Source organism: Sulfitobacter sp. HI0040 (genome assembly GCF_001634885.1).
Classification (GTDB): domain Bacteria; phylum Pseudomonadota; class Alphaproteobacteria; order Rhodobacterales; family Rhodobacteraceae; genus Sulfitobacter.
Window position 1 is genome coordinate 1 of sequence record NZ_LWEX01000234.1, and the last position, 382, is coordinate 382.

General features: G+C 69.1%; 1 pseudogene. It reads right to left on the bottom strand.

Annotated elements, in window-relative coordinates:
• Nucleotides 1-110: 110 nt before the first annotated feature.
• A pseudogene (locus A3728_RS23140) lies at nt 111-382 on the bottom strand (hypothetical protein); the annotation flags it as partial.

Sequence of the window (382 nt, forward strand, 5' to 3'; positions counted from 1 at the left end):
CCGGCGATGGGCAGAGGGCGGGATATGTGCAGAATGTCCATGTGGTACGGGGGCACGAGCCGGACCATTCCGTCAAGTCCTACCGTCCCCGGGAAGTGCCGGGCCGTAACTCAAGGATCCCCCCGGCAAGGCGCGCCCGCGCGACCCCATTCCAGAATATCCTGCGCGAGGGAGGTCACACCGCCGGGCGGGACGGTGCGGTCCGGCCCCGGCGCAAAGCTCCATGCCACGAAGGCCGAAATGCGCACATGTGCGGCAAGCGCTGCCGCATCCCGGCCATCGGTACGCGCGGGATCACGCAGTTTGCGGCAAAGCGCCGAACCGGAAAGACCGCGCCAGCCAAGGGAAGCGGGCGGCAACCGCCAGGCGTCATCGACGGCGG